Annotated in this window: 25 protein-coding genes and 1 pseudogene; 23 read left to right on the top strand and 3 right to left on the bottom strand. The window is 47.6% G+C overall.

What is annotated here, in order from left to right; genetic code table 11:
• Nucleotides 1-64 precede the first annotated feature (64 nt).
• The 6 genes from AC3WT9_RS09175 to AC3WT9_RS09150 all read left to right on the top strand — a co-directional run bounded on the left by AC3WT9_RS09175 (nt 65) and on the right by AC3WT9_RS09150 (nt 6,575).
• Nucleotides 65-790: a response regulator gene (locus AC3WT9_RS09175; RefSeq protein ID WP_341092231.1), complete on the top strand. Its 726-nt coding sequence runs from the start codon at nt 65-67 to the stop codon at nt 788-790.
• Nucleotides 787-1,881: a sensor histidine kinase gene (locus tag AC3WT9_RS09170; protein WP_341092232.1), complete on the top strand. Its 1,095-nt coding sequence runs from the start codon at nt 787-789 to the stop codon at nt 1,879-1,881. The genes AC3WT9_RS09175 and AC3WT9_RS09170 overlap by 4 nt, the downstream gene beginning before the upstream one ends.
• 138 nt (nt 1,882-2,019) lie before the next feature.
• Nucleotides 2,020-2,796: an ABC transporter ATP-binding protein gene (locus AC3WT9_RS09165; RefSeq protein ID WP_341092234.1), complete on the top strand. Its 777-nt coding sequence runs from the start codon at nt 2,020-2,022 to the stop codon at nt 2,794-2,796.
• Complete coding sequence (locus tag AC3WT9_RS09160) at nt 2,771-4,126, top strand: FtsX-like permease family protein (RefSeq protein WP_341092235.1); 1,356 nt, start codon at nt 2,771-2,773, stop codon at nt 4,124-4,126. The genes AC3WT9_RS09165 and AC3WT9_RS09160 overlap by 26 nt, the downstream gene beginning before the upstream one ends.
• Nucleotides 4,123-5,634: a serine hydrolase domain-containing protein gene (locus tag AC3WT9_RS09155; RefSeq protein WP_341378257.1), complete on the top strand. Its 1,512-nt coding sequence runs from the start codon at nt 4,123-4,125 to the stop codon at nt 5,632-5,634. Before AC3WT9_RS09160 ends, AC3WT9_RS09155 begins: the two co-directional genes overlap by 4 nt.
• 149 nt (nt 5,635-5,783) lie before the next feature.
• Nucleotides 5,784-6,575, top strand: a complete 792-nt coding sequence (locus AC3WT9_RS09150; RefSeq protein WP_038590118.1) for a lipid II flippase Amj family protein — start codon at nt 5,784-5,786, stop codon at nt 6,573-6,575.
• Nucleotides 6,576-6,636: 61 nt separating this feature from the next.
• On the opposite strand, the gene AC3WT9_RS09145 is transcribed toward AC3WT9_RS09150, so the two are convergent.
• Nucleotides 6,637-7,449 carry a hypothetical protein gene (locus tag AC3WT9_RS09145; protein ID WP_341092237.1) on the bottom strand — a complete coding sequence of 271 codons (813 nt, stop codon included), beginning with the start codon at nt 7,447-7,449 and terminating at the stop codon, nt 6,637-6,639.
• A 249-nt stretch (nt 7,450-7,698) separates the two neighbouring features.
• Here AC3WT9_RS09145 and pgsA point away from each other — a divergent pair, with 249 nt between their 5' ends.
• From pgsA to lepB, 4 genes are read left to right on the top strand one after another with little or no spacing between them, the layout of a single operon-like run.
• On the top strand, nt 7,699-8,289 hold the full coding sequence (gene pgsA, locus AC3WT9_RS09140; RefSeq protein WP_341378259.1) for a CDP-diacylglycerol--glycerol-3-phosphate 3-phosphatidyltransferase: 591 nt from the start codon (nt 7,699-7,701) through the stop codon (nt 8,287-8,289).
• A gap of 16 nt (nt 8,290-8,305) precedes the next feature.
• On the top strand, nt 8,306-9,172 hold the full coding sequence (locus AC3WT9_RS09135) for an SDR family oxidoreductase (RefSeq protein WP_341092240.1): 867 nt from the start codon (nt 8,306-8,308) through the stop codon (nt 9,170-9,172).
• Nucleotides 9,173-9,202: 30 nt separating this feature from the next.
• The gene (locus AC3WT9_RS09130; RefSeq protein WP_341092241.1) at nt 9,203-9,604 is read left to right on the top strand and encodes a DUF4265 domain-containing protein; all 402 of its coding nucleotides are present in this window, start codon (nt 9,203-9,205) and stop codon (nt 9,602-9,604) included.
• A 21-nt stretch (nt 9,605-9,625) separates the two neighbouring features.
• On the top strand, nt 9,626-10,120 hold the full coding sequence (gene lepB / locus AC3WT9_RS09125) for a signal peptidase I (protein ID WP_341092243.1): 495 nt from the start codon (nt 9,626-9,628) through the stop codon (nt 10,118-10,120).
• A gap of 4 nt (nt 10,121-10,124) precedes the next feature.
• On the opposite strand, the gene AC3WT9_RS09120 is transcribed toward lepB, so the two are convergent.
• Nucleotides 10,125-10,430 carry a Dabb family protein gene (locus AC3WT9_RS09120; RefSeq protein WP_341378261.1) on the bottom strand — a complete coding sequence of 102 codons (306 nt, stop codon included), beginning with the start codon at nt 10,428-10,430 and terminating at the stop codon, nt 10,125-10,127.
• Between the two features lie 199 nt (nt 10,431-10,629).
• On the opposite strand from AC3WT9_RS09120, the gene AC3WT9_RS09115 reads away from it, so the two are divergent.
• The 11 genes from AC3WT9_RS09115 (at nt 10,630) to AC3WT9_RS09065 (ending at nt 22,633) form a co-directional block, all read left to right on the top strand.
• Nucleotides 10,630-11,091, top strand: coding sequence for a hypothetical protein (locus AC3WT9_RS09115; RefSeq protein ID WP_341378263.1), 462 nt, complete (start codon nt 10,630-10,632; stop codon nt 11,089-11,091).
• Nucleotides 11,092-11,252: 161 nt separating this feature from the next.
• On the top strand, nt 11,253-12,287 hold the full coding sequence (locus AC3WT9_RS09110) for an HD-GYP domain-containing protein (RefSeq protein WP_341378264.1): 1,035 nt from the start codon (nt 11,253-11,255) through the stop codon (nt 12,285-12,287).
• Between the two features lie 203 nt (nt 12,288-12,490).
• Nucleotides 12,491-13,231, top strand: a complete 741-nt coding sequence (locus AC3WT9_RS09105; protein WP_038590140.1) for a GTP pyrophosphokinase — start codon at nt 12,491-12,493, stop codon at nt 13,229-13,231.
• Nucleotides 13,232-13,333: 102 nt separating this feature from the next.
• Nucleotides 13,334-14,008 carry an HAD family hydrolase gene (locus tag AC3WT9_RS09100; protein WP_341092250.1) on the top strand — a complete coding sequence of 225 codons (675 nt, stop codon included), beginning with the start codon at nt 13,334-13,336 and terminating at the stop codon, nt 14,006-14,008.
• A gap of 87 nt (nt 14,009-14,095) precedes the next feature.
• Nucleotides 14,096-14,650, top strand: coding sequence for a YfiT family bacillithiol transferase (locus AC3WT9_RS09095; RefSeq protein ID WP_341092252.1), 555 nt, complete (start codon nt 14,096-14,098; stop codon nt 14,648-14,650).
• A 186-nt stretch (nt 14,651-14,836) separates the two neighbouring features.
• A complete protein-coding gene (locus AC3WT9_RS09090) occupies nt 14,837-16,429 on the top strand; it encodes a sensor domain-containing diguanylate cyclase (protein WP_341092254.1) in 1,593 nt (530 codons plus the stop codon).
• A gap of 170 nt (nt 16,430-16,599) precedes the next feature.
• Nucleotides 16,600-17,343, top strand: coding sequence for a cupin domain-containing protein (locus AC3WT9_RS09085; protein ID WP_445935330.1), 744 nt, complete (start codon nt 16,600-16,602; stop codon nt 17,341-17,343).
• 149 nt (nt 17,344-17,492) lie between these two features.
• Nucleotides 17,493-18,176, top strand: a complete 684-nt coding sequence (locus AC3WT9_RS09080) for a response regulator transcription factor (RefSeq protein WP_341378265.1) — start codon at nt 17,493-17,495, stop codon at nt 18,174-18,176.
• Nucleotides 18,173-19,432 carry a HAMP domain-containing sensor histidine kinase gene (locus tag AC3WT9_RS09075; protein ID WP_341092257.1) on the top strand — a complete coding sequence of 420 codons (1,260 nt, stop codon included), beginning with the start codon at nt 18,173-18,175 and terminating at the stop codon, nt 19,430-19,432. Before AC3WT9_RS09080 ends, AC3WT9_RS09075 begins: the two co-directional genes overlap by 4 nt.
• Nucleotides 19,433-19,530: 98 nt before the next feature.
• Nucleotides 19,531-20,292, top strand: a complete 762-nt coding sequence (locus tag AC3WT9_RS09070; RefSeq protein ID WP_341378266.1) for an ABC transporter ATP-binding protein — start codon at nt 19,531-19,533, stop codon at nt 20,290-20,292.
• A gap of 1 nt (nt 20,293) precedes the next feature.
• Nucleotides 20,294-22,633 carry an ABC transporter permease gene (locus tag AC3WT9_RS09065; protein WP_492407544.1) on the top strand — a complete coding sequence of 780 codons (2,340 nt, stop codon included), beginning with the start codon at nt 20,294-20,296 and terminating at the stop codon, nt 22,631-22,633.
• Between the two features lie 72 nt (nt 22,634-22,705).
• Here the strand turns inward: AC3WT9_RS09065 and AC3WT9_RS09060 are convergent, their stop codons facing one another.
• Complete coding sequence (locus AC3WT9_RS09060; protein WP_341378268.1) at nt 22,706-23,698, bottom strand: acrylyl-CoA reductase family protein; 993 nt, start codon at nt 23,696-23,698, stop codon at nt 22,706-22,708.
• 74 nt (nt 23,699-23,772) lie between these two features.
• On the opposite strand from AC3WT9_RS09060, the pseudogene AC3WT9_RS09055 reads away from it, so the two are divergent.
• Nucleotides 23,773-23,856 (top strand): annotated as a pseudogene (locus AC3WT9_RS09055) (TetR family transcriptional regulator); the annotation flags it as partial.
• A gap of 161 nt (nt 23,857-24,017) precedes the next feature.
• Nucleotides 24,018-25,427, top strand: a complete 1,410-nt coding sequence (locus AC3WT9_RS09050) for an NAD-dependent malic enzyme (protein ID WP_341378269.1) — start codon at nt 24,018-24,020, stop codon at nt 25,425-25,427.
• Nucleotides 25,428-25,488: the final 61 nt, after the last annotated feature.

Raw genomic sequence — 25,488 nt, 5'->3', positions numbered from 1 at the left:
GTGTGTTTCAACATTTTGCTATACTAATAGTTGGCTTACAGGGAAAGCTTGAAGGAGGAATCGTATGTACCGGATTTTCATTGTGGAGGATGATAGTAAAATTAGTGCCCTTCTAAAAAGGAATATGGAGAAATACGGATTTGAAGCATCTTGTGTAACGCAATTTCGCGAAATAATTACTGAATTTGAGGCGTATGATCCACATTTGGTCATGCTTGATATTAATCTGCCGTACTTTGATGGCTATTATTGGTGCAGACAAATCCGTACACGCTCCAACCTGCCGATCATCTTCATATCTGCGCGGGCGAGTGAGATGGATCAGGTGATGGCCATAGAGAACGGCGGTGATGATTACATTACGAAGCCAATTCATTTAGACCTTTTAATCGCGAAGGTAAAAAGTATTCTAAGGAGAGTTTACGGGGATTATTCGGCTTCTAACGGGACTGTCTTGCTGCCCGACAGTGAATTTAATGCACATGGTTTACGACTGAATCTAAGCCGTAATGAACTTATATGGCAAGATCAGAAAACCCAGATTACAAAGAATGAGCAGTTGTTAGCTGAATGCTTCATGCAGCAATATGGAAGAACCGTCTCGCGGGATCAACTTCTGGGGAAGTTATGGGACAATGCACAGTTTGTCGATGACAACACGTTAACGGTCAACGTGACAAGGTTGCGGAAGAAGCTGGAGGAACTTGGTCTGCCTAATGCGATCACGACGGTTCGTGGTATGGGTTATAAACTGGCCCTGGGCGAGGAGCAGGGGGAGCTTGGCTCATGAGATTGCGATCGGTTGCTTTATTTTTTCGTGATCGGCTAATTTTTGTATTATCTACGTTTGCAATTATTGGGGTTGGTGCCTGCTTAATGCTGCTGGAAAATGCGCGTTATCCTGGAATGATGGATGAGAGCACGATTTTTTATTTTGTGGCTGCAGCTGCTTTTATTGGGGTACTTGGATTGGTTATTGACTATATTCGAAATCGTGAATATCACAAACAGCTCAGAAATGCGGTTGAAGGATCTGATGAATTACAGGCGGCAGCGATCGTGCAGTCAGCCGTTACGGCAGAGCAGCAGCTGGTCATACGCTTGTTAGACCGGCAAAACAGCGCTTATTTGAATAAACTTGGAGCATATCGCCGCCAGCAAGAGCTCCACAACTATTTTGTTCTGCAGTGGGTGCATCATATGAAGACTCCTTTATCGGTTATAGATATACTCTTGCAAGAAAGCCTGAAGCAGATGCCTTCTTCTGAAGAGGAGCAGAAAGAGCTTATTCTCAGTCTGCATGAAGAGGCTGATCGAATGACGAGAGGTCTGGAGATGCTACTGTATACTGCGCGTCTCGATAAGTTCGAAATGGATATTCATCTCAAAAAAGTCCCGCTGCACAATGTAATTCGTGAAGTTCTGATTGCACACAAGCGGCTTTGTATCCGTCATGCCGTAATACCGCAAATTGATGGTGAAGCATGGCCGGAAACGGATGAGAAGTGGATAACAGTCGTAATAAATCAAATAGTCAGCAATGCAATTAAATACAGCAAACACAAACAAGGCATGAAAAGCCTTGTTTTTCACTTAGAGCAGAATACAGAAACAGGTTGTAAAATTAGCATAACAGATGAGGGGAGCGGCATAGCAACGCACGATATACCACGAATATTTGATCCTTTCTTTACCGGTGAGAATGGGCAATCTGCAGGAGAATCGACGGGAATGGGATTGTATTTGGCGAAGCAGGTGTGCGGCAGACTAGGTCACGTACTATCGGTAACGTCGGAACTAGGCATGGGTACGACTTTTACAATCACTTTTCAACCTGAGAGCATACATATTCTAGGCGGAAAAACAGGAAAAAGCATGTAGGCTATGTGACAACTTTGTTATGTGTGAAGCGTGATTTTGTAATATAAATCGATGGGTTCAGCGAGCATGGCCCGCTATACTAAATTTTGTTAAGACAACAGACTATGCAGACTGAAACGGGGGGAGGAAAATTGAATAATGACTTTACTTGAAGCGCAGGGACTGAGTAAAATTTACAGCTCCAAAGGCAATGTTGTTTGTACAGCTTTACATGACATTGATTTACGTGTAGAAAGCGGCGAATTTGTCGGTGTTATGGGGCCATCCGGAAGCGGCAAGACAACGTTGCTTAATCTGCTCGCAGTAATTGATCGTCCGACGGCCGGATACATAGAAATTAACGGTATTGATCCGAGCAAGCTCAGCAATAAAAATTTGGCGTTTTTCAGAAGGCGCGAGCTTGGGTTCATCTTTCAGGATTTCAATTTGCTGGACTCGCTGTCCATCAAAGAAAACATTATCTTGCCGCTTGTATTAGAAGGGGTGGCCCCTAAGTTAATCGAACATAGATTGTATATGCTAGCCGAGCGGTTAGAAATTGCTAAACTGTTGAACAAACGTACGTATGAGGTGTCTGGTGGTCAGAAGCAGCGAGCGGCTATTGCACGTGCCTTCATTAATGAACCTTCGTTAATGCTTGCAGATGAGCTGACCGGCAATCTGGATTCGAAGTCGGCGAAGGATGTAATGGATTCGTTGAAGGAGTTGAACGAACAATGGAAGGCAACGGTGTTAATGGTGACCCACGACCCGTTCTCAGCAAGCTATTGCCAGCGTATTGTATTTATTAAGGACGGAAGAATCTTCACGGAAATTCGGCGGGGCTCCAATCGACAAACGTTTTTCCAACAAATATTGGACGCTCTGAGCGTGCTCGGAGGGAATTTTAATGACGTTCCGTTCGCTCGCGCTTAGCAACATTCGCGGCAACTGGCGGTCGTACAGCGCATTTTTTATGAGTTGTGTGTTCTCTGTAATGATCTTTTACATGTATGCAGCGTTTCTTGCTCATCCCGACCTCGCGAGTGGCCATATCTTAGGGTCTGTGAAAGTAAAACAGGGGATGTTGTTCTGCCAATACATTATCGTTGTTTTCTCGTTTCTGTTTGTACTTTATTCCAGTTCGGCGTTTTTGAAGTCGAGGAGGAAGGAATTCGGTCTTCTTTCTTTGTTTGGAATGACGCATCGGCAGCTTCTTATACTTATTATTTTAGAAAGTACAGTTATAACGATTATGGCCATTGGGGCTGGTATCGGCTTGGGCATTTTTTTCAGCAAGCCATTCTTTATGGCACTCGCTGTGTTGTTAGGGTTGAAAGATCCGATCCCGGTTGCCATACCGCTACGTTCGGTATGCATGACGGCAAGTAGTTTCTTCATGCTGTTCACACTCATTTCCTTGGGAACGGCGATACGGGCGGGACGTACGGAAATTGTTGTTTTGCTTAATGCAGCGGGCGGCTCGAAAGAGAAACTCGTTTATTCGCCATGGCTTGCTGTGCTTTCGGTCGTATGCATAGCAGCCGCATATACTATGGCTCTAATGTTAAATGCAAAGAACTTCAACATGCTGGCGCTGTATATTTTGCTTACCATTTTGCCTGGAACTTACCTGTTATTTACGCAGTTTAGTGGATTGCTGCTTCGATTTATCCAAAGTTGTACAGCCATATACTACAACCGAACGAATCTGATCGTATTCGCTCAGCTTGACCAAAAGCTGAAGGAGAATGCACGAATGCTGTTTATTGTATCGATTTTAAGTGCGGTTATTTTAACGGCCTCCGGTACGATTTATATGCTTGGACTTGCGGTGCAACTGGACGATATCAAGACGCAGTATGATGATGCCCAAGGAGTGATATCGCTAACGATGTTTATTGGGGTGTTCATCAGTTTGCTGTTTTTCATAGCCTCCGGCAGCTTGATTTACTTTAAACTGTTTACGGAACTGCAGGAAAATCAGGCGCAATATAAGGCGCTGACCCGAATAGGGATGTCTTCAGGCGAGCTTCGGAGAATTGTTGTTACGCAGACTGGTATTCTATTCTTTGTGCCCTGTCTCGTCGGCATCGTTCATGCGCTAGTCGCTCTCAAAGCACTAGACAACCTGCTTATGGTATCCAATTGGGTTTATTCGTTCGTCATCATCGGCATTTATATGGCCATGCAGACGATTTATTTCCTAGTTGCCTGTAGTAGCTATATGAAAATCATAAATTTGACCAAGGAGCATCAGTTATGAAATCGTCATTAAAAATAGTTGTTATAATGATCGCTATTCTTCTTCTGTCGACTAGCGGTTATTCACAGACTACAGCTAACGCCGACTCAGGCGAATCAAATAAAAAAATACAGAAGATCGAACACTTTGTAGAAGAACAAAGAAGTAAGAGTAAAACTCCGGGAATCTCACTAGTCATTGTAGAGAAGGGGAAAACGATATATCAGAAAGGTTTCGGTTACGCGGATGTAAAGACAAAAAAACCAGTAACCGGTGATACTTTATTTGAAATAGGTTCAACAACGAAAGCTTTCACTGGTCTGGCCATTTTGAAATTGGAAAAAGAGGGGGTGTTAAAACTAAACGATGATGTAAAGAAGTATATACCGTGGTTGGAATTAACTTATAATGGTGAGCCGCAAACAATCACTCTAAATCAGCTCCTTCATCATACTAGCGGAATAGCAGCGAATACAATAGCCCGCATTCCTGAAGGTAATACAAATGAAACGTTAGAACTAACCGTTAAAACATTACTGGATCAGCAGCTAAATCGGAAACCGGGAAGCTCCTTCGAATATGCAACAATCAATTATGATGTATTGGGACTCGTGATCGAGAGTGTAACAAAGATGCCTTATGATATTTATATGAAGCAGCATATTTTAGAACCGGTCGGAATGAAGGATTCGTTCGTTGGGCTGCATCAATCCCAGTCCAAAGAGCTGGCTACCGGATATAAAATAGGATTTATGAAAGCACAAGCCTACTCACCACCAATATATCGAGGGAATATACCAGCTGGATATATTATCAGTAATGCGAACGATATAGCGAAATGGATGAATCTGCAGCTAGGCACTGATCCGGGCAATGTTATGGATAAACAGCTAATAAAAGAATCACATGTTCCTGACCGAACTGTAGAGCCTTTTGATGTGGATACTTACTATGCCAGCGGATGGGGAATCCAGACCAAAAAAGATAAACAATATATATCTCATGCCGGAGAGAATCCGACATATACATCGTACTTCATTATGCAGCCCGATGAACAGGTAGGGGTAGCCATCCTGACCAATATGAAAACGAGTTTTACAACTGCAATAGGTCAAGGCGTTATGGATTTGTGGGAAGGAAAGGACGTAACCAGCAATCCCTCTGACAGCTACCAAAATTTAGACCGAATCTTAACAATTGTATGTTTAGTCGTCGGCTGTTTGGGTGTTTTATTCATAGTCTTAATAATAAGAATCATGGTGAAACTCGCTCAAAAACAACGGATTTGGATAAAGTTAAATGTAAAAAGGACCTTGCTGCTAGTACTACATACACTGATCATTGCGGCAGGTTTAACATTAATTATCATGTTTCCGAAAATTTTACTTGGAGGATTGCCTTGGCCATTTATAAAAGTATGGGCTCCTACTACGATTTGGGTGACTTTTTGTAGTGCTATAGTCGTATGCATCATCTATTATATCTTTGGATTAATGCTCATTTTTTCAAAGAAAATGAAAATATCATAAAGTCAAAGTAAGCTTGTTCAAGAGGTACGAGAACTTTGGGATGGACGATTCGATCCACCCGGGCTCTCGTTTTCTTGCGTAATTTCAAACACCTCAGGAGGATGCAGAATGAACTAGATAAATTATATAAATGGAGATGATTTCGACAAATGACAAACAGTCTAATCGTGGTATGCCTGCTGACAATGATCATTCATACGGCAGAAACCCTGTCGTATTCCGTTCGCTTTGCCGGAGTGAAGCTGAACAAGATCGCCATAGCATTATCGTTGACCGGAATTATTGTACTAGTATCCAGAACGGCTAATATGATCCAAGCACCGCTTACCGCCAAATTTGTTGACTTTGCCAAAACACACCCGGATTTTCCCTTGATCAATTATTTGCGGATCATCATGCTGGCTTCATCGCTTGGCACTTTGATAGCGATTGCCATATTCCCTACCTTCGTGGGCCTGTTTGGAAGAGTGATTTCCAAGCTGGAGGTGGAAGGCTCTATTCCGAAGCTGCTGACCAGCGTCACCATCGGCCAGCTTAAGAACACGCGGAAATATATCAAAAAACCGAAAATAAAACTGCCCAGCTTCAGATATCTAGGCATTCCCAAACGTTTTATTATCATGAATATCTTTGTTACTGCGTTCTATACCGTAGGGGTGCTCTCCTCATTATACGCGGCGCATTTATCGCCAGAGTTCAGCACAACCGCCTCTCAAGCTTCAGGACTTATCAACGGGCTGGCTACAATCCTGCTGACCATCTTCATTGATCCGCAGCTTGGCATTATCACGCACAAGGCTACGGAGCATTTGGAATATCGCGACCAGTTGGGAAAAATCTATGTACTGCTGATGGGCGCACGTTTCCTCGGAACCTTGCTGGGCCAGCTTGTGCTCGAGCCTGCTTCTTATTTCATCAGCTGGCTGGTACAGCTGATATAATGCACAGCCACACTGTGCCGAAGCAGGCGTTGCAGTGTAGCTGTTTCTTTGGACAGCAGCTTTACTTCGGAATCTTGGATTCCGCTGTCCGGAGCGCAGCCGATATCTTCTGCTCCCAGCTGTACATCTGCTGAACCATGACACGTATTTCGCTCATCTTGGCATAAGACAGCTTCATCCCCGCAGCGGCTGCAACAGCGTCTCCTGCTTTGACAGCAGCTTTATAACGTTTGTCAGCTTCAGAGCGTATAGCTTGCAGCTCGCTTACTTTTTTGTTCTCCGCAGTAATTTGCTTCCGCAGTGCAGAAACCGGGGCAAGGGCATCCTTTGCCGGTTTGATTTTGGCAGCGGTAGACTTCCGCGCTTCAGCAAGGGCTGTAGTCTTCACTTTGATCTCCGCACGGGCAGCAGTTGCAGATGTCTTCAGTTTATTGCGCTTCAGATTCAAGGAAGCGGCAGACTTCTGATTATTGGCTTTACGGGCGGCTGAAGCCTGCTTGCCGAGTGTCGTGTACTGTTCCAGTAACGGTGCATGCTTCTTCTGCATCGCTTCGGCCTCGGATTTCAGTCTGTTGAGGAGCGTCTGGTTAATGGACTGAAGCTGCGAATTAATCGCGGAAAGCTCGCTGGTATTTTGTTTGCGGAGCGTCTGATTCCTCGGAATTTCAGCCTTAAGCGTAACCTGCAGTCCGGTGTAATCTTCATATAAATCATGAAATTCTTCCAGCGCGGAGTCCCAGTCTCCTGCTGCTGCGGCCAGCGGACTATTGCCCGTAAGGAGCACTAATACAATTAGCAAACCGGCCAATCTTCTGAAATAAACGGGCACTGCCCTTCTGTTCCTGGAGCTTTCCTTGCCTGCCGGATAAATCATCTTCTTCATCTCCTGTCTGAATTCGCGTTAAAGCGTACAAAAAAAGCACCCCCAAGAAAGGCATTAATGCCTGTCCTGCGAGGTGCTTCGCCCGCTTCAACGTGTATATTTGTTACTCACTATAGCTTGAAATTAATGGATAGTCAAGAGTCAAATGGAACGACAGTTCGTTTTATTGATTTGACTACATTTCCAGATATAACCTATTCTATGATATGATGAGTGAAAGAATATACAAGGAGGGCGTAGATGAATCTGGCGAATAAGATAACCGTGACGCGCATATTAATGATTCCGGTTTTTGTAATGCTGTTTCCTATATATCCGGATGGGTTAGTCAGCAAATTAGCTCTTCTGCAGCATATTGATGAGTATGGAGTTTATTATGCTGCAGCCGTATTTATTCTTGCCTCGGTTACAGATAAACTGGACGGTTATATTGCAAGAAAATATAATCAGATTACGAACCTTGGCAAGCTGCTGGATCCGTTGGCCGACAAGCTGCTGATCTCGGCAGCATTGATCTTAATGGCGGGCCGGCACGATATCGCTGCCTGGGTTGCCATTATTATGATCGGCAGAGAGTTTATTATAACAGGGATCAGAATGACGGCATCTGCGCAAAAAATCGCCCTGCAGGCCGATAAGTCCGGAAAACTGAAAATGGTATTTCAAGTGGCGGCGATCTCCGCAGTCCTGTTAAACAATTGGCCACTCAGCCTCATCACGGCTATCCGCATTGATCAGATGCTAATGTACTGTGCGCTTGTCCTGACTGTCTATTCGGGTTATCTATACATAAAGAACAATTACCGTATTCTGAAGCTTGATCAACATTGAACAGCAGGAGGTATATGTGATCCACGCTAACAAACAACCCTATGACCAAATAGCGCTTATCACTGGAACCTCCAGCGGGTTTGGGATGCTCAGCGCGCTTACCCTTGCGGAGAAAGGATATCAGGTTATCGCTTCTATGCGGGATTTAAGCCGCAAAGACGAGCTGGTGCAACAGGCTGAGCAAGCCGGAGTTCTAGGGCAGATTCATCTGGTAACAATGGATGTGACAGATACGGCATCCATTGAATCGGCTGTCTCGGAGATTATTGAGAAGTTCGGCAGGGTCGATGTTTTGGTTAACAATGCAGGTTTTGCTGTTGGCGGCTTTATGGAGGAAGTAAGTATGGAGGAGTGGCGCCGGCAGATGGATACCAACTTTTTTGGGCTTGTGGAGGTCACCAAGAACATCATTCCCCTGATGCGCAAGCAGCAGACGGGCACTATTATTAATGTCAGCAGCGTGAGCGGACTGTTCGGATTTCCCGGTTATGCACCATATGCTGCTTCAAAGTTCGCGGTTGAGGGCTTCAGCGAAAGCTTGCGCCAGGAACTGTTGTCATTTGGCATCAGAGTTGTGCTGGTGGAGCCCGGATCTTTCCGCACGCCTATCTGGGGCAAAGGGATTACAGGAATTCAGAGCCTGGCCGATTCACCGTACAAGGAGAAGCTGGAAGAGGTGCTGCGCTATTCCCGGAGAACCGCAGAGACGGCTCCCGATCCCCGGCAGGTGGCTGAGCTGATCGGGCGTATTGCCGCAATGTCCGCACCGAAGCTCCGCTATCCGGTTGGGAAAGGGACAAGAACCCTGATTCTCGGTAAAATGCTGTTGCCCTGGAAAACGCTGGAGCGCATCATCGCCCGGTCGCTCGCAAAACTGAAATAAGCTATACATCATAAGAATTGGGGTGTGACCATGCCGGATACCGTGGGGCTGCACATATGCTTCGACGAGCTTGGCCGTGAGATTGAAATCCTTGATGTGACCCCGGTAGCGCGGGATAAATACCGCATTGAAGAGACACCGATCTTTAACCCGGGTATCGTGCTAGGCGACATCATCAGAGTGAAAGAGAAGCAGGGTATTTCATATTACGTGGAGACGGTGGAAAAATCCGGGTTCAGAAGATATGCCTGGCTGCTCAGCAAGGAAGCGGCAAGCTCGAAGGAAATCCGGGATATGAAGCAGCGCATCGAGGACGACGAGGGGAGAACGGAGCAGATCTTCGGCGGTTTGCTTGTCATCCATATGCCCCATAACTCTGGGATTGATGTCGAGGGCGAAATGGCCCGGATTATTGAACGATTTGAACTCTAAACTAATCAACTGAGGTGGCAAATGAAAAAGTTTCTGAAGCAATGGGTGCCCAGTATCCTAATCGGGGTTGTCCTGTCCTTATTTATTCGTACTTATGTAGCTGAGGCGATGCGCGTGCCTACCGATTCAATGGATCCAACGATCGAGGTTAACGACCGTCTTGTCGTAGAGAAAATGCTCTGGCTGACCACGCTCAAACATGGTGATATTGTTGTGTTTATTCCGCCGGTAGAGGGCGTGCAGAAAAAATACGTCAAACGGCTGATGGGATTGCCGGGAGACACCGTTGAGATTAAAGATGGAGCTTTGTTCAGAAACGGTGAGAAGATCGACGAGCCGTATCTTAAGGAAACGATGAACTATACTTTCGGACCGGTCACCGTCCCTGCAGACCACTACTTTTTCCTCGGTGACAACCGGAATGTCAGCTATGATGCCCATTTGTGGCCGACGCCTTTTGTGGCCAAGGATAAGCTGATCGGCAAGATGCTCGTCGATATCAGTGATCTTTTCTAACCCGTTACTTAGCGAGGGGATAATCAACAACTACGACATTTTCAATAATCCCCTCAAGCAGTTCAACAAAATGGCGGTGTGCCGGATGCGGCCCGTATTGGCGGAGGGCTTCCTGATCTGTAAAGGTCACGCGAAGCCCTAGTGTGTATCCATGCATATTCTCAGTCTCTTCCGTGACATTCATCCCTGCCGTAAGGTCCACGATCCCCGGTATTTGATCCTTTAAACCCAGAAGTGTCTGCATCAGCAGCGCTTCTTTTTGTGGTTCATAATGCTCATTGAATCTAAAAATAACGAGATGCTCGAACATGCTACATCCTCCTCAAAGTTTTGTGAGCAACCGCTTCATGGTTTAACTTCATCACAAAACTATTTTGGTAGCATACGCTTAGTTTTGTGAGCAATCGCTCCATGGTTTAACTTCACACAAAACTGCTTCGGAAGCAAGCGCTTAGTTTTGTGGAGAGCAGTTACAGTATACAATACCCGTTTCTTGAAAGGAGTACATTATGCCGGATACTTTTGCAACAAGCATCAAATTTCCCTTAGCTTTAAGATCAATGCTGGCTATGGTTTTCGTGATCGTCATCGAAATTTATATGATTCATATAAATTCAGCTAACACGGTTCATACGCACCCCGCACTTAGCTATTTCGTAGTAACTTGGCTCTGCGTCTGCGGTTTGCTGCTGCTGTTTTTTATGTTTCATGCGTTGCGGAAGGCAACTGAAATCAAATGGGGGAGAGAGTCCATCTTTCTCCGAAATAGAAGGCTGTTGCCGGGAGAGATTAAGTGGATTATGATTGATGGTCCTTTAATCGGTATTATGCCAAGAGGCAAACGAATCGTACCTTTCAATCTATGCTTCAGATTTATGGATGACCGGGAGCAGGCGATGAAGGAGTTGACCAGTTGGGCTGAAGTAAACGGGATCCAGCTAAAATACAAAAGATTTTTAAAATGGATGTAAAATCATACAGGTGGGTGGCTAAAGTAGGGGGTACATTTGAACTATGCCGGCGGCGTGAATGCGACTTTCACCATATTGTTACTTTGAGCACTTTTGACTATGATCAAGTAAAGCTCTGGGAATTTATTGATTCCTGTACATAAGAAGGGGTGCTGATACTTTTGAAAGTACATGTCACAGATCTCAAAAATGGCGATTGCCTTATCACGGACACTTTCAATAGTCTGGGCCTGCATGTTCTCCCTAAGGGAACTGTCGTAGAACGGGAGGAAATTACCATCCTGATGCGGCACAAAATAGATTATGTGGATATTGAGGCGCGCTTGCTGTCCCGTGATGGGGAAGATGCGGATTTAAACCACGGTTTGAATGAGGATTTTGATCTCGCGATACAAAATTACGAATCTATTTTTATGGAGGCGCTGGCTCAGGGAAGCTTTAGCCCGTCCATGGTGGACGGCACACTGCGGCCGCTGCTGGAAACACTGGATGCGCAAAAAGATGTGGTTTCTCTGCTGCTCCTCCTTGACCGGGACGATATTGACACTTATCAACACTCTTTGCTGGTCGGGATGCTGTCTTATTATATTGCTTCCTGGCTTGGCTATTCCAAAGAGGAACGGTACATGATCAGCCGTGCCGGCTATCTGCATGATATCGGCAAGAGCCAGGTACCATTGTCCATACTGAATAAAGTTGGACTGTTGAACGCTATCGAGGAGGACGAGCTGAGACGCCATACTTCCCACGGCTACGATATCATCCGCAGTTCTATGAAGGATGAAGGTACGGCGCTGGTAGCACTGCAGCATCATGAGTTTGAGGATGGTTCAGGTTATCCGAACATGATCCGTAAAGGTGAAATTCACCCGTATACCGAAATCGTCACTGTAGCAAACATTTACATGGGACTTACAACTTCGCGACTGAACCAGCCCAAACAGGGATTGGTTACCGTGCTGCGCCAAGTGCATGAGATGGGCTTCGGCAAGCTGAACGGTAATGTAGTACAGGCCCTTACAGGACATATGCTGCCAGGCTTCGTAGGCAAGAATGTCCGGCTTAGCAACGGGGAAATAGGCACTATCGTAATGAATAATCCGCTGGATATGTTTAAGCCGCTGGTAAAAGTGAACGAAACGTTCAGAGATTTGTCACGGGAGCGCAGCCTGTCGGTTGAAGAGGTATTTATCTAGAAGGTATTGGGTATCACCAAGCCAGCTCATAGCAAAGGTTATCTGATAGGGGTCTGTAGCAGATCCCGTCAGATAGCCTTTTTGTGCGTCGCTGGATTTGAATTCAGCCGGTAGATTGGCTATGATGAATGAAAGATTACTATAGGGAACGGCAGCCGAATGGACATGCGGGACTTGTAGAAGTTAGAAGAGGAGAACTAATTATGAATGTCGACAACAACCAGATGGAGAATTTAAAACAGATCAAACACGAATTGACCCGCTTTATGATGATTTATAGATTCGCTCTGGAGGAAATGGAGACCAAGATTGAAATTTTGAAACAGGAGTTTCAGATCCTTCATGACTACAGCCCGATAGAGCATACCAAATCACGGATCAAATCCCCGGAGAGCATTATGAGTAAAATGCTGCGCAAGAACAGTGAGCTTTCGCTGGCTGCTGTGAAATCCAGCATCAAGGATATCGCCGGCCTGCGAATCACCTGCTCTTTTATCTCGGATATATACAGTGTCAGTGAAATGCTGCAGAAGCAGGATGATCTGAAGGTGCTTGAGGTTAAGGACTATATTAAGAATCCGAAACCAAACGGGTACCAGAGCCTGCATCTGTTAGTGGAGGTTCCGGTATTTCTGTCGGACTGCACAGAGCTGGTATGTGTTGAAGTGCAGATTCGTACAATTGCGATGGACTTCTGGGCTAGCCTTGAACACAAAATTTTCTATAAATACAGCCAGTCGGTGCCTGAACATCTGACCCGCGAACTCAAACAAGCTGCCGATAAAGCAGCTGATCTTGACCTGCAAATGGAACGCCTGCACCGCGAGATTCAGGAGATTAAGGACGCCCAGGAGGACGATTCCTTTGAAGAGCTGCGCCGGATCATCCTTAACAACCAGCAATTACATCTGCCCGCCGATTTCATCAAGCTGTTAGGGAATTAGTCATAGTCTAAGCAGTGCTGATACTTATAGCATGTACATATATTTACTGGAATTCACCGGCAGTGTTCGTGACTGCACGCTTTAATGTGTAGGAGGAAGTTCATGAAACCATATAAAGTAGTTAGCCTGGATATGTTTCAAACGCTGGTAAATATTCAGGGGCGGACGGGAAATGTGTGGAAGCCGATCCTGCAGGAGCGCTTTAGCGAGGAACGGGCGGCAGAGCTTGGCGGGCTGCTGTTAAGCTACTATTACAAGGCCGCCACAACAATCCGCGATTCCGGGGTCTACTGGACGAGCAAAGAGATATACAGCGACAGCTTCCAGAAAGTGTTTCAGCAGGAGGCGATGGAATATGATTACCTGCAGGCAGTAGATGTTTTATTTGCTGAACACCGTTTGTCCGAGTTGTATGAGGAGACGGAGCATTTTTTGCAGCGGATCACTGGAGAATATCAAGTGTGTATTGTCAGCGATACAGATGTGGAGATGCTTCCCGATTTCTACAAGAGTTATCCAATCAGGTTGTTTACTTCAGAAGAGTACCTGTCGTATAAAAATGACAGCCATAACCGGATGTTTGACGAGGTTATTGCGCATTATGGGGTAGAACCCGGACAGATTATCCATATTGGTGATTCTGTTTCGGATGTGCTGGGAGCGGCAAGAGCGGGCCTTAAGGCCTGCTGGCTTAACCGGAATCAAGAGGTCTGGAACCATGAGGTGAAGCCGGATTATACGGTGGAGAATTTAGACGAGTTTTACGATTTGCTGTAAAGCTGTGCGACTTATGCACGTAAAGGAGGGGCCGTTTTGGTTTCTCCTTTTTATCATTAAAGTTATAGGAAGGGTAGGGACATTATTATGGGGGACTATACATCAACAGATCAGGAAATGGATCGTTTGCGCTACCCTATCGGAAGGTTCGAAGCGGCAGAATGCCGGACAAGCGAAGCACGGAAGCAGTCGGCTCAAGATATCCGCCAGCTGGCGGAGGTCTTAAGCAAAGCAGTAGAGCCGCTGACACTGGAGCAGCTGAACACACCCTACCGGCCAGGCGGGTGGAGCGTACGGCAAGTGGTGCATCATCTGGCAGATACGAATATGTATGCCTATCTGCGTTTTAAGCGGGGATTGACTGAGGATGCCCCCGAGATACCTTCGTACCGGCAGGACTTATGGGCGGAACAAAGCGATTATCTGGAGGAGCCCATTGAATCTTCTCTTCAGCTGCTGAAGCACCTCAACGGGAGATTTGCGCTTTTGCTGGATGCAATGCACGAAGCGGACTATAATCGAACCTTTGTAAGTCTGGGACTCGGGACAATGACGCTCGATGCGGCAGTCCAAAGATATGTATGGCATAACCGTCATCATACCGCTCAAATCAGCTCATTGGTACTTCGAAGTGGCTGGTAATCGGCTCAATTAAAAAGAGCAAGTGGCCGGGGAATACGTCCCGCCGCCTGCTCTTAAATTTTGTCCGGCCAGCAGCGGCTGAAGTGCCGGCAGGTGCGGAAAATGGAAAAAAAATGCAGGTAGACTCTGTTTCGCATTCGTTTATAATTAGTACAAATAGGCTCGCGAATACAAGGAGGTTTAGGAATGTCTTTACCACGGGGAGCAGATGCCCGGTCCAAAAAGAAGCTTAGTCTGACTTGGCTGCTTATTGCCCTGGTAACACTCGTGTTTCTGCTCACAACAACGATTTTGCTCATCGGTTCATATGAATCCAAGAAAAAATCACTGATGGAAACTACACTTAATCTGAATCTGTCCAATGCCGAGAGAATGAGCAAGACAGTAGATTCACTTTTTCGTTCCATGCGCAGCAGTCTGTTGTATAGCGCAGATCAGATTTCCAAGCTTGAGACAGCACAGCCGGGGGCTATTGACCGCTATTTAGAGCTAATGCGCAACAGCAGCAACTATTTTAATTCGATAATTGTGATAAGCGCTGACGGCGTGGTTCTTAACAATTCACCTGCATCGCTGGGGATCGTCGGGCAACCGATAGTCTCTCCTCCGGTCAAGGAGGCGCTGCGGTTAAAAAACTCATATTTATCCGCACCGTACACCACCATCTCAACGGGAAGAATGCTTTTCTTTATGAGTGAGCCGCTGTACAGCGAAGACAAGGGATATCTTGGAGTGCTCGGAGGCACCGTCTATCTGCAGGACTTCAATATCCTCAATATGATTTTTGGGAATAATAACATAGATGATTCCGGTTCATATTACTACATCGTCAGCTCTGAAGGGCATGTGCTGTTCCATCCCGATAAAGGGCGGATGAATGAAGATGTTAGCGCTAATAAGGTGGTACAGAAGCTGATGAACGGTGAAAGCGGACAAATGGAGGCGCCAAATGTAAAGGGGCAGTCCATGCTAGCCGGCTTTTCCGCCGTTCCGGCGAATGGCTGGGGAATTGTCGTTGTATCACCTGTAGATTTCATTCAGGAACAACTAATGGCCCATATGCGCAAAATTCTTGCTTATACGATTATTCCTTTTGTAATTTTGCTGATATTTGTTTTTCTGCTGGCCCACCAGTTGGCCAAACCCTTCGTGTTTCTTGCTGACCTGGTGAACAAGATGGGCAAAGACAATATCGGGGTGCCTGAACTGAAATCTCATTGGAACCGGGAAGCGGATCTGCTGACCCAAGCAGTCGTTATGGCCTGGAAAGATATCCAAAAGCAGAATGATCAACTGGCCCAGGAGGCGATGACCGATCTGCTGACAGGACTAGTGAACCGAAGATCACTGGAAATCAGTATGAATCAGTGGATCGCCGCGCGAATGGCTTTTTCTTTGATCGTTCTGGATGTGGATAAGTTCAAATTTGTGAATGATACGTACGGCCATTTGACTGGAGATGAGGTGCTGCGCCAGGTAGCCCGAATTCTCATGGCCAATGTCCGTCCAGGAGATATATGCTGCCGTTTCGGCGGAGAGGAATTTATTGTGCTGCTTCCAAGGACAAAGGCTGAGGATGCTTATATCGTCGCCGAAAGAATCCGCAAGACATTAGAAAAAAGCGAGGTTCCTCTGGCTATGCGGGTAACCTCATCTCAGGGAATTGCCCATTATCCCACGCACGGTGTCTCGCTGGAAGAGTTGCTGGGACAGGCGGACCGGGCACTTTACGCAGCCAAGAATAGAGGCAGAAACCGGACCATTATCGCCGGTGAATAGGTACTGGCATCTTCCAGTGTGGAGGATACTTTTTGTTATATAAGATACGCAAGTCTTTATCCGCCAGGGGCCTAAGCTTGGAGAAAGAAAGTCGTCACCTGGGCCTGGGCGGAAACATATCCTACTGGAGAACGAATAAATAACGGCCAGCAGAAGGGAAGGATTACAAAGTGACGTCATACATGGATTACAAGTCTCCCAATACACAGTTTACTTTTGATGTAAACAGCAATACAACGTTTAAGAAGGACGCCAATAACTATATCAATACCTTGTCGATAAAGGAATTGAACACCCTGGAGAATACTTCTCTGCTCGATATTTTCCTCAGCAAATCCAATGTCGTCGAACCGCATTATCATCAAAATGCTGCGGAGCTGGTCTATTGCATCTCAGGTGCGGCAGTGGTTTCCATAATCAATCCCTTTACGAATGAGCTGCTGCATTTCCCGATCTGCCCCGGTCAAGTAGCGAATGTGCCGCAGGGGTGGTGGCATTATGAGGTCGCAACGATGGATTGCACCCATCTGCTGGCTATCTTTAATGCACCTGTCCCGGAAGTAATTCTGGGTTCGGACATTCTGAGTCTCACACCGGCGAATGTACTTGCCCATACTTACTGTCTTAACGAAGCTAAAGTGAAGGATGCACTGGCTCCGCTTCAACCGGGTACCTTTATCGGACCGCCCGCGGACTGCTGTGAACCATCAAAGATGGCAGGTGAAAATATCGCAGCCCCTAATATGGCTCCTCACATGCCTATGCATGTTCCGCAAGCGCACTCCTTCGGGTACCAGCCATTCTCCAATCCCGGCTATTATGGCCAGCCTTATGTTCAGCAGTATCACCAGCAGCCTTATGCCCAGGCCTATCCGGTTTATCAGAATGTGGTGAACCCTCCGGAGAATCTGTAAACTTATCTCACGTCCATCCAACTAAAGCCTCAGCGCTATCCTGAACCCGTCGAATTGACGGGTTTATTTATTTTGACTCTATTTTCATGGTATCGTAGAGAGGGAATAATACGCTTGTAAATTTTAACGATAGATGGAGATTATGCAAAATGAGATATGATGTCTTAATTGTCGACGACGAGGCCGTGCTGGCGGAAACTACCTGTGAGTATCTAAATATGTTTGAGGTTCGGACCGCTTATGTAACCAGTGCGGCAGAATGTGAGCGGTTTGTGCAGGAGCATGAACCGTCACTTATTCTCCTGGATATTAACCTGGGTGAAAGCTCGGGTTTTGATCTGTGCAAAAAACTAAGAGGGACACTGCAGATCCCGATTCTGTTCATAAGTGCCCGTTCCAGCGACGATGATATTCTGATTGCGCTTAATATAGGCGGAGACGATTACATCCATAAGCCCTATACACTCAGTGTGCTGCTGGCGAAAGTAAAGGCGGTGCTGAAGCGTTACGGTAACAAGGATCAAGCGGAACAGCTGATGTTTGGCCAGGTGCAGATTGATACCCAGCTCTCCCGTGTTCTCGTAAACGGAGAGGAGATCCGTTTCAAAACCATGGAGTACAAGCTGCTCTGTTATTTGGCACAGCATAAGAACCGGGTGGTGCCGAAGGAAGAGCTGTTCGCCAAAGTATGGGAAGATTCGTTTACCGGTGATGGAACGCTGAATGTGCATATCCGCCACCTGCGTGAAAAGATCGAATACGATCCCAACAGGCCGCAGTATATCAAGACCGTATGGGGAAAGGGTTACGTGCTGGAGGATAGTCCGCGATGAGGTCCAGGGGAGTGCTCCTGACCATGCTTGCCGTTTTTATTGCAGGAGTTGTTTTTTCGCTGTCCATCATCCTGAAAGGCATTGACACGAGGCTGGATATGGTTATGGCCAACGATGTGCTAAAGACCGTTGAGAAGAACTGGGAGCGGATTGAGCAAGGAGATTACAGCGGTGTCACGCAGCAATTCGCTATATTGGATCAAGAGGGCATATTGCGCTACCAAACGGCGGACGGAATGTTTACGGGGCTGAATGATGCCATCCGCAACAGGGATGCTATCTTTGACGTAACGGTGCAGGGAGTGACGGCAGGCAAGCTCATTATCCGTGAGGATTACAGCGTAAAGCTCCAGCAGAACAAGCACCAGCTGGCGACGGTCATCACGGTCAGCTTTTTCATGATGCTGGTATTGGGCGGGCTATATGCTTTATATTTGCAGCGGGCCTTTATCTCACCCTTCAAGAAACTGCAGGGTTTTGCACGGAACGTGGCCCGGGGGAATCTGGAAGTTCCGCTCAACATGAACAAAAACAATCCGTTCGGCGTTTTTACCGAAAGCTTTGACATTATGCGCGAACAGCTTGCTGCGGCCAGGAAAAGCGAATATGAAGCCAACCGCAGTAAAAAGGAGCTGGTGGCCAGCCTCAGTCATGATATAAAAACCCCGGTTGCTTCGATTAAGGCGGTCAGCGAACTGATGCTGCTTCGCGCAATGGACGCGAAGGACATACGGCAGCTGAACATGATTAACGCCAAAGCCGAGCAGATAGATCTTATGGTAACGGATATGTTTCATGCGACACTGGAGGAGCTGCAGGAATTAAAGGTTAAGGGAACTGAGGAATACAGCAGTATCCTGGATGATATCCTGCAAAATGCCGACCTGGATAACCGGATATTTCACGACCCGATCCCGGAGTGTATGATTTATGCGGATGCGCTGCGACTCCAGCAGGTTTTTGACAACATCCTTAGCAACTCCTATAAATATGCAAATACTGCGGTAACTGTTGTTACTTACCTAACCTCCGGTTATTTACAAATTGATATTATGGATTACGGCAAAGGTGTAGACCCGGATGAGCTGCCTCTGCTGTTCAACAAATTCTACCGGGGACAAAATATTACCGGTCAGGCGGGAGCGGGACTCGGTCTTTATATTTCCAAATACCTGATGAAGGGCATGCAAGGGGAGATTGAATGCAGCAATCGTGAAGGCGGCTTTACGGTCAGCCTGCGATTAAAGCTGGTGTAAACAATTAAGGAATGGTTAAGGTTCCGGCAAAGAAGGATTAAGAATTGATTGTGTATGATAGATCTGCAAGCTACTACTGAACAAAGGATGATCCATTCATGCAGAATACAATTCTCAGAACCGAAAAATTATGTAAAAGCTTCTCTTCCGGCGGAGTACAGCAGCATGTGCTGAAAAATTTGGATATCAGCCTGATGGAAGGGGATTTCACGATTATCATGGGCAGTTCGGGTTCGGGCAAATCGACACTGCTGTATGCCCTGTCCGGTATGGACAGACCGTCGCTTGGTGAAGTTCATTTCGCGAAAGCCAACATCGCCAAGCTGAGCAATGACCAGCTTGCCATTTTCCGCAGAAACCATTGCGGATTTGTCTTCCAGCAAATCTATCTGCTCGACAACATGAGTGTGCTCGATAATATGCTTGCGAGCGCTCTGCTGGTGAGCCGGAATAAGCGGGAGCTGACTGCTAAAGCGAAGCAATTACTTAGCCAGGTAGGGCTGGAGGAGGCCGCATGGGGCAAGTTTCCTTCGCAGCTGTCCGGCGGTGAAGCCCAGCGGGCCGGAATTGTGCGTGCGCTGATCAATGATCCCAAGATCGTATTCGCGGACGAGCCTACGGGAGCGTTGAATTCAGCATCAAGCACCAATGTGCTCGATATCATGACCCGGATCAACCGGAGCGGACAAAGCATTGTTATGGTGACCCATGATTTCAAAACGGCTTTGCGCGGGAACCGGGTCCTGTACCTGCGCGACGGGATGATTTGCGGTGATCTTCGGCTGGATGCTTATGACGGAGGGCAGCAACAGGCAAGGCATGACAAGCTGGATGCCTTTCTTGCTGAAATGGGGTGGTAAGATGAACGTTCTCAACCTCTCCTGGGCCAATATCAAAAAAAGAAAAGGAGCAGCCTTTTCCCTGTTTATCCTGATTTTGACGGCTTCATTACTGCTTAATATCGGCATCACAATTGTCTCCTCAATGGGAAGGTTCTATGAGAAGAAGGCCGATGAGCTGCATGATGCGCATGCAGCGATTACGATGTCAGCCTCTCATTTCAAGCCCTCTACTGAGGACTATATTAAATCCTATGAAGGGGTAAAGGAACAGGAAACGGAACGGATCATTCTCATCCCCAAGGCTGCGTTCCGCTACGACAAAAGCATCGATAATGATTTCAGTCTGCGTGTCGCACTTCTGAATGCAGATAACAACCGCACTATCGCGCCGCTCAAACTGGTTGAGTCTTTGCCGGCAAATGATGAGGCTGGTATCTACGCCCCCTATTCTTTGAAAGCCAGCGGAGGCTACCAGCTGGGTGATTCCTTCAGTCTTACCTATCAGAATGTGACTTACAGCTACAGGATTACCGGATTTTTCGAGTCTACTCTCATGGGTAAGCCAAATCTGGCACTGATGAAGTTTTATTTGCCGGACACCACCTACAGTGAGCTTCAACACAAGCTGGGAACTGATGCAGAGGGGATCCTCCAGTCAGCGGTGTTCAAGGACAGCAGCCAGTCTGCATCATTCTTAAGAGATTACAGCGCCGAGTTTCCGGAGCTTAACGACTCGAACGATATCAATTACTGGAGCGGTGATATCGGACAGGCCGAAAGTTCTACGCTTATGATCAATATTGTCGCGATGATTCTGATTGTTTTTGCAGCCATTATTGTGGTGGTGTCACTGATTGTCATCAAGTTTCGCATTGCGGATAGTATCGAAGAGGGAATAGTGAACATCGGTGTGCTCAAGGCACTGGGATATACGAGCCGGCAGATTTCATCCTCTTTTGCTCTGCAATTTACGCTGACCGGTTTTGCCGGGAGCGTTGCGGGTGTAGCGCTTTCCTACGCTGCGGTTCAAGCGTTCGGAGGTATCATCGCTATGATGACGGGTCTACGCTGGCCTGGCGGAACCCCATTAGGCAACTGTTTGCTCAGTATTGCTATCCTTATGGTGCTTGTGTGGGCCGTGGCGATGGGTTCAGCCTGGCGTGTACGCAGACTGCAGCCGGTCGCGGCGCTGCGGGGCGGGATTCTGGCACATAATTTCAAGCGCAATCACCTTCCACTGCATAAGGCCAAGGGAGGCCTGCAATTTCTGCTGGCCTGCAAAACAATGCTTGCCAATAGCCGGCAGAACCTGATGATTGGCTGTATTATAACGGCGATTACGTTTGCTTCCGTCTTTTCGGCTGTGTTCTACTATAATATTGCCCAGGATAAAACGGCCTTCCTTCAAATGACCGGTGCCGAAACACCCAGTGTGGGCATTGAAGTTCAGCAGGGGCAGGACAGTGAACGGCTGCTGAAGGAGATTAAAGGGATGAACGGCGTCGAAAAAGCGATCTTTCAGGATTACCTCACGGTAACGATCAACGGTCGTCAGGTGTCGTCTGATTTCTCCGATGATTATGAGCAGATGGAGAATAACACAGTAGTGAAAGGCCGCCAGCCGAAATATGATAACGAAATTGTGATTACCAGCACTTTGTCCAGGCTGCTGGGGAAAAGTATCGGGGATACGATAAATGTTGATTTGGGCAAAGTGTCCGAACCGTTTCTGATCACCGGCCTGAGCCAATCCTTAAGCACAGATGCATCCCTGGCGCTTGAAGGTGTGCAGCGGCTGATGCCAGGCCAGCAGGCGATGATTATTAATGTGTATCTGGATGGCATTACCCCTCCGGAGTTTATTGAAGCAGTGAAATCACAATATCAGGATATGATTCAGTCTGTAACCAATGCCGAAAAGTCCATTGCAGATCAGATGAAAGTGTATATATCGGCCATTTTCACCCTTATGGTTGTGATTCTGGCAATTACTGTACTTACTGTTAGCTTAATTCTCTACCTGGTAATTCAGACAGGTATCCTGAAACGGAAGCGGGAACTGGGCATAATGCGTGCCTTAGGTTATACGACATTCCAATTGAGATCGCAGATAGCTATGAGCTTTCTCCCTGTAGTATCGGTGGGCGTTCTTATCGGTGCCTGCCTAGGCGGTCTTTATACCAATTCCATGCTCGAACTGCTGCTCTCCAGTGCAGGAATCGCACAGGTGAACTTTATTATACAGACCCCGATGATCATAGGACTCAGCATAGGCCTTATCTTGTTCGCTTATCTCATATCCATGCTGGTCTCCCGCCGGATCAAACGGATTACTGCTTATGAATTGATCACAGAGTAGACAGTTTCTTTATGCTTAAACGAAAAAAGCCGCCCGGGTATGATTTCCCGGGTGGCTGTTGTTGTATTAGGACTAGGAGAGGCGGACAAGTACCCGGCCTCTGGTATCCGATTTGAGGATGTCTTCCAATGCAGCGGGCAGCTCACTCAAGGCGATCTCCCGGTCGACCAGTTCCTCCAGTACCGCAGGCTTTAAATCACTTGCCATACGCTGCCAAATCTTCAGCCGCTTCTCCATAGGGCAAGAGACGGAATCAATGCCAAGCAGGCTTACACCGCGCAGGATAAAAGGCATCACGGTCGTCGGGACTGCCGTTCCTGCAGTCAATCCGCTTGCGGCAACGGCGCCGCCGTAGGCGATCTTGCTGAGCACTGCCGCAAGCGGGCCGCCGCCTACGGAATCAACGGCAGCCTGCCACAGCTGCTTGTCAAGCGGCTTGCCTGTACCATCGCCGACGTCCCCGCGGGAGATAACCTCGGCTGCACCCAGGGTCTGCAGATAACCGGCTTCATCCGTTCTGCCGGTGCTGGCTGTGACCGCGTATCCTTTGTGGGCCAGCATCGCCACGGCTGTTCCGCCGACACCGCCGGTTGCACCGGTTACCAGCAGCTTGCCTTTGTCCGGCGCTGCTCCGTTATCCTCCAGCGCTTGAATCGATAAGGCAGCCGTTAATCCGGCGGTGCCGTAGATCATCGCTTCGCGCAGGGAAAGACCTTGCGGCAGCGGAAGGACCCATTCGGCAGGAATCCGGGCATACTCGCTGAAGCCGCCGAAATGGGATACGCCGATGCCATAGCTGGTGGCAATGACGGGTTGTCCTTCCTGGAATCGGCTATCTGCTGAAGATACAACGATTCCGGACAGATCAATGCCCGGGATGAAGGGATAATTGCGGAGAATGTTTCCATTCGGAATGCTGGCTAAGCCGTCCTTATAGTTGACGCTGGAGTAGGATACCTTGATCAGCACCTCTCCGGCAGGCAATTCCCCAAGTGTCACCGGTTGTACAACTACTGAAAACGTGTCTGTTTTGTCCACAACCAAAGCTTGAAATGTTTCAGGCATAAGTTTTCGCTCCTGTTCTTCTGCGATCTGTGATTGGTAAGTCAGTTATATAATATTAATTCTGACCGGTCAACGGCTATGATTACGTGACCTTGCAGAACATCGCAGATCATACCGAAGTCAGCAAAGGGGTCGTGCATTACTATTTCGAGTATAAGGGGGCTGGCCGGGGCGAGCCGGATTCCTGTACCGGGATGAACCTATGACTGGCGCTTACATTGTGAACGTGGGACCAATAGTTCCACGGAAAAGTTTCTTTTGTACATTCTGTGAACTGTAGTATATTGGTATAGAACGCTTAGAGAAGGAGGCTTACTCTATGTCCATTGCAACAACGATGATAATCCGTCTGGAAATCCGCAAATCGGTTGCATCTTTTGGTGATGTTGCTTCAGCACTTGCTTCAGCAGGCGGGGATATTGTGGCCATTGACGTCATCCGTGCAGGCAAGGATGTGACGACAAGAGATATTACCGTAAACGTCCAGGATGCGGGCAATAAGGAGATTATTACGATACTGTCGAACATGCCGGGGATTAAGGTTATCAATGTATCCGACCGGACGTTTCTGGCCCACCTTGGCGGGAAGATTGAGATCACGCCCAAAATGCCGATCAAGAACCGGGAGGATCTGTCACTGGTGTATACACCTGGTGTTGCCCGCGTCTGCATGGCGATTGCCGAGGATCCGGGTAAAGCCTATTCGCTGACGATGAAAAGAAACACGGTTGCCGTCGTCACCGACGGAACTGCGGTACTCGGCCTAGGTGATATCGGACCGCAGGCGGCCATGCCGGTCATGGAGGGCAAGGCGATGCTTTTTAAGCAATTGGCAGATATCGATGCGTTTCCTTTATGCCTGGACACCAAGGATCCGGAGGAAATCATCGCGATTGTGAAAGCGGTTTCTGCCGGTTTCGGCGGTATCAACCTGGAGGATATCAGCTCACCCCGTTGCTTCGAAATTGAACGGCGCCTCTCTGCCGAGCTGGATATCCCTGTGTTTCATGACGATCAGCATGGCACGGCAGTTGTGGCTTTGGCAGGACTGTTAAATGCCTTGAAAGTGGTGGACAAGCCTATCGCTTCCTGCAGAATTGTCGTGGTCGGCATTGGAGCAGCCGGCGTCTCCATCTGCCGCCTGCTGCTGGCAGCGGGAGCCCGCAGCATTTATGCTGTTGACCGGGAGGGGATTCTCAGCAGAGAGCAAGCTTACGGGAATGCCGAATGGCGCTGGCTGGCGGATAATACCAATCCTGAGGGTTTATCCGGCGGATTGACGGAGGCGCTCCAGGGGGCGGATGTGTTTATCGGCGTATCCAGCGGAGGCATTCTGAACGTCAGCCACCTGCAGAGCATGGCCAAGGACAACATCGTCTTTGCCATGGCCAATCCCAATCCAGAGATCGAGCCTGAACTGGCCGAACCGTATGCCCGCGTGCTGGCGACCGGAAGAAGCGATTATCCGAACCAGATCAACAATGTGCTCTGTTTTCCGGGCATTTTCCGTGGAGCGCTGGATTGCAGGGCAAGAGAGGTGAATCTGGAGATGAAGCTGGCTGCAGCACAGGCCATTGCTTCGGTTGTACAGGAGGATGAGCGGAATGAACAGTATATCATTCCGAGTATTTTTAATGAGAAAGTGGTAGAGCAGGTACGGCTGGCTGTGATCAAGGCAGCTATCGCTACCGGTACGGCGCGCCGTATTCCTCCGGATATTTCGGACTGAGGTCACCAATGAGCAAGCGAAAAACCTGCGGCCACAGCGGTCTCGCGGGTTATTTGCTTTG

It is taken from the genome of Paenibacillus sp. EB106-06-01-XG199 (assembly GCF_058791575.1).
Note: the sequence above shows the minus strand (reverse complement) of the source record. Positions and strands in the feature narration are given on the sequence as shown.

Coding starts and splice junctions, on each gene's coding strand:
- AC3WT9_RS09175 (WP_341092231.1), top strand. CDS start 65: ATGTACCGGATTTTCATTGTGGAGGATGATAGTAAAATTAGTGCCCTT.
- AC3WT9_RS09170 (WP_341092232.1), top strand. CDS start 787: ATGAGATTGCGATCGGTTGCTTTATTTTTTCGTGATCGGCTAATTTTT.
- AC3WT9_RS09165 (WP_341092234.1), top strand. CDS start 2,020: ATGACTTTACTTGAAGCGCAGGGACTGAGTAAAATTTACAGCTCCAAA.
- AC3WT9_RS09160 (WP_341092235.1), top strand. CDS start 2,771: ATGACGTTCCGTTCGCTCGCGCTTAGCAACATTCGCGGCAACTGGCGG.
- AC3WT9_RS09155 (WP_341378257.1), top strand. CDS start 4,123: ATGAAATCGTCATTAAAAATAGTTGTTATAATGATCGCTATTCTTCTT.
- AC3WT9_RS09150 (WP_038590118.1), top strand. CDS start 5,784: ATGACAAACAGTCTAATCGTGGTATGCCTGCTGACAATGATCATTCAT.
- AC3WT9_RS09145 (WP_341092237.1), bottom strand. CDS start 7,449: ATGATTTATCCGGCAGGCAAGGAAAGCTCCAGGAACAGAAGGGCAGTG.
- pgsA (WP_341378259.1), top strand. CDS start 7,699: ATGAATCTGGCGAATAAGATAACCGTGACGCGCATATTAATGATTCCG.
- AC3WT9_RS09130 (WP_341092241.1), top strand. CDS start 9,203: ATGCCGGATACCGTGGGGCTGCACATATGCTTCGACGAGCTTGGCCGT.
- lepB (WP_341092243.1), top strand. CDS start 9,626: ATGAAAAAGTTTCTGAAGCAATGGGTGCCCAGTATCCTAATCGGGGTT.
- AC3WT9_RS09120 (WP_341378261.1), bottom strand. CDS start 10,430: ATGTTCGAGCATCTCGTTATTTTTAGATTCAATGAGCATTATGAACCA.
- AC3WT9_RS09115 (WP_341378263.1), top strand. CDS start 10,630: ATGCCGGATACTTTTGCAACAAGCATCAAATTTCCCTTAGCTTTAAGA.
- AC3WT9_RS09105 (WP_038590140.1), top strand. CDS start 12,491: ATGAATGTCGACAACAACCAGATGGAGAATTTAAAACAGATCAAACAC.
- AC3WT9_RS09100 (WP_341092250.1), top strand. CDS start 13,334: ATGAAACCATATAAAGTAGTTAGCCTGGATATGTTTCAAACGCTGGTA.
- AC3WT9_RS09095 (WP_341092252.1), top strand. CDS start 14,096: ATGGGGGACTATACATCAACAGATCAGGAAATGGATCGTTTGCGCTAC.
- AC3WT9_RS09090 (WP_341092254.1), top strand. CDS start 14,837: ATGTCTTTACCACGGGGAGCAGATGCCCGGTCCAAAAAGAAGCTTAGT.
- AC3WT9_RS09080 (WP_341378265.1), top strand. CDS start 17,493: ATGAGATATGATGTCTTAATTGTCGACGACGAGGCCGTGCTGGCGGAA.
- AC3WT9_RS09075 (WP_341092257.1), top strand. CDS start 18,173: ATGAGGTCCAGGGGAGTGCTCCTGACCATGCTTGCCGTTTTTATTGCA.
- AC3WT9_RS09070 (WP_341378266.1), top strand. CDS start 19,531: ATGCAGAATACAATTCTCAGAACCGAAAAATTATGTAAAAGCTTCTCT.
- AC3WT9_RS09065 (WP_492407544.1), top strand. CDS start 20,294: ATGAACGTTCTCAACCTCTCCTGGGCCAATATCAAAAAAAGAAAAGGA.
- AC3WT9_RS09060 (WP_341378268.1), bottom strand. CDS start 23,698: ATGCCTGAAACATTTCAAGCTTTGGTTGTGGACAAAACAGACACGTTT.
- AC3WT9_RS09050 (WP_341378269.1), top strand. CDS start 24,018: ATGTCCATTGCAACAACGATGATAATCCGTCTGGAAATCCGCAAATCG.